The sequence below is a fragment of the Kineococcus rugosus genome, from assembly GCF_050871975.1.
In the GTDB taxonomy this organism is placed as follows: domain Bacteria; phylum Actinomycetota; class Actinomycetes; order Actinomycetales; family Kineococcaceae; genus Kineococcus.
In genome coordinates, this window is sequence record NZ_JBJLSJ010000079.1 from 1 (window position 1) to 2,083 (window position 2,083).

1 protein-coding gene is annotated in these 2,083 nt (G+C 76.2%); it reads right to left on the reverse strand.

The features are described 5' to 3' along the window. Positions 1 to 43 precede the first annotated feature (43 nt). Positions 44 to 1,729 (reverse strand): DEAD/DEAH box helicase, encoded by a 1,686-nt coding sequence (locus ACRYM6_RS22950; protein WP_432545208.1) that lies wholly within the window; start codon positions 1,727 to 1,729, stop codon positions 44 to 46. Positions 1,730 to 2,083: the final 354 nt, after the last annotated feature.

Consider the following 2,083-nt stretch of genomic DNA (forward strand, 5'->3'; position numbering starts at 1 on the left):
CCCCTGCCGAACGGCAGGGGCCCTTCCGCGTCCGCTGCCGGCGTCAGTCGGTGGCCGACCCCGGAGCCTGCTCGGCGGCCTGCTCGGTCGAGGCGGAGCGGGTGCGCCGGCGGCGGCGCGGGGCGCTCGCCGTGGCGGCCGGCTCCGACGGCTGCTCCCCGCCCGCCGGGGCGGGTGCCCCGGCGGTGCCGGTGGCGTCCGCGGTGCCGGTGGTCACGGCGTCCGCGGACACGTCCACCCCCGAGCGGGTCCGGCGGCGGGTGCGGGTGCGGCGGGGCCGCTCCTCGCGGGGCTCCACCACGCCCTCCTCGACGACGGGCTCGGCGCGCCGGGACCGCTCACCCTGACCGCCCGAGCGCGCGCGGCGGCCCTTGGCGGCCCCCACCTCGCCGAGGTCCTCGACCTGCTCGGCCTCCAGCCCGGCGCGGGTGCGCTGGGTGCGCGGCAGCCGGCCCGTGGTGCCCTCGGGGATGCCGAGGTCGTCGAACAGGTGCGGGGAGGTGGAGTACGTCTCGACCGGCTCGCCGAAGCCGAGGCCCAGCGCCTTGTCGATCAGGCTCCACCGCGGCAGCTCGTCCCAGTCCACGAAGGTCACCGCGACACCGGTGTTGCCGGCCCGGCCGGTGCGGCCGATGCGGTGCAGGTACGTCTTCTCGTCCTCGGGGCACTGGTAGTTCACGACGTGCGTGACGTCCTCGACGTCGATGCCGCGGGCGGCGACGTCGGTGGCGACGAGCACGTCGACCTTGCCGTGCCGGAAGGCCCGCAGCGCCTGCTCGCGCGCCCCCTGGCCCAGGTCCCCGTGGATGGAGGCGGCCGCGAACCCGCGCTCGGTGAGCTGCTCGGCGACCGAGGCCGCGGTGCGCTTGGTGCGGCTGAACACGATCGTCAGCCCCCGCCCGGTGGCCTGCAGCATCCGCGCCAGCACCTCGACCTTGTCGAGGGCGTGCGTGCGGTACGCGAACTGGGTGATGGCCGCGACCGTCGCCCCGTCGTCGGTGGGGTCGACGGCGCGGATGTGGGTGGGCTGGCGCATGTAGGAGCGCGCCATCGCCACGACCGGCCCGGGCATCGTGGCCGAGAACAGCATCGTCTGCCGCGCCGGGTTGGTCTGGCTCAGCAGGCGCTCGACGTCGGGCAGGAAGCCCAGGTCGAGCATCTCGTCGGCCTCGTCGAGGACGACGCACATCACGTTCGACAGGTCCAGGTGGCGCTGCTGGGCCAGGTCCAGGAGCCGGCCGGGGGTGCCGACGACCACGTCGACGCCCTCGGTCAGGGCCGCGATCTGCGGCTCGTAGGCGCGGCCGCCGTAGACGGTCAGGATGCGCGCGGGGTAGTTGCGGCTGGCGGTGGTCAGGTCGCCGGCGACCTGGACCGCGAGCTCGCGGGTCGGGACGATGACGAGGGCCTGCGGGGCTCCCGGGTGCGGCAGCCGCTCGTAGTCGGCGTCGCCGCGGACGGCGGTGCGCTGCAGCAGCGGGACGCCGAAGCCGAGGGTCTTGCCGGTGCCGGTCTTGGCCTGCCCGATGATGTCGTGGCCGGTCAGGGCCACCGGCAGCGTCATCGACTGGATCGGGAACGGCGTCGTGATGCCCGCGCCGGCCAGCGACTGGGCGATGCGGGGGTCGACCCCGTGCTCGGCGAAGGTGCCGATGTGGTGCGCGGTGGGCGACGTCTCGTCGTCCGGACCGGCGTCGGGGCCGGTGGCGGTGGTGCTCGTGTCGGTCATGCGTCTCCCGTGCGAGGGGCGACGGCGGCCGGGCCCGCGCGGTCCCGCACGGCGGGCTCGGTGGTGCGTCGGAGCCCGGGGCGGGGGAGGTCGTCAGGCGGGGCGTGCGGCCGCGTCGCGGCAGTCGGCAGCCGATCGTGACTGGCGACCGGGCAACCCTGAACCCGACCATGGTAACCGTGCGCGGTGGCCCGGGCCCGCAGCGGTCACCCGGGACGCCGCGGGGGCGGCTCGCCCCGCGCCAACCGCCAACCCGGCGGCCCCGGGTACCGCCGCCCGCGCCGGGGACCAGAAGGCCGAGAAGAAGAACGAGAAGGACGACGAGGAGAAGGAGGGGGAGGAGGGGTGACGCGC

Coding starts and splice junctions, on each gene's coding strand:
- ACRYM6_RS22950 (WP_432545208.1), bottom strand. CDS start 1,729: ATGACCGACACGAGCACCACCGCCACCGGCCCCGACGCCGGTCCGGAC.